The sequence below is a fragment of the Methanobrevibacter curvatus genome (genome assembly GCF_001639295.1).
Classification (GTDB): domain Archaea; phylum Methanobacteriota; class Methanobacteria; order Methanobacteriales; family Methanobacteriaceae; genus Methanoflexus; species Methanoflexus curvatus.
In genome coordinates, this window is the sequence record NZ_LWMV01000151.1 from 1 (window position 1) to 513 (window position 513).

Sequence of the window (513 nt, forward strand, 5' to 3'; positions counted from 1 at the left end):
GTTTGGACAATAATCAGGTAAGTATTGATTATTTTAGTGATAACTTGTTGGATTGTGGAGATCATGTTAGGGCTAAATTGGGAATTAGTTTAAATGCGAGTAAAAAGCTTAAAATGTATCAAAAAAAAGGTATTACACATTTAGCTATGAGGTATAAATGCTGTCCTAATTGTGGAAGTAGAGATGTATCATTATATGGTACTAAGAATAGAGACCTAATATTTTCAGATAAGGGTAAAGAAACATATAAAATTCAGAAATATATTTGCAATAAGAAATGTAATGGTGGAAAAAACTTTTATTTCTCTACTAATATTGATGATATTGTTGAACCGAATTCTAATTATGTAAAAAAGTTCAAAAAAGAGGCTGTTGAATTATATGTTGAAGCCCTTGTTTCTACTCGATCCAGTGCTAATATAATGAATTCTGAGAATAATATACATGTATCTCACCAATCAATCCAAAACTGGATACTAGAAACGCCAGAACACCCTAAAGCAGAACCTATGA

At 30.0% G+C, this 513-nt stretch carries 1 protein-coding gene; it reads left to right on the forward strand.

Translation table 11 applies throughout. From position 1 onward, the window contains the following. A partial coding sequence (locus tag MBCUR_RS10570) for a hypothetical protein (RefSeq protein WP_067090282.1) occupies nucleotides 1–513 on the forward strand: 513 nt, incomplete at both ends.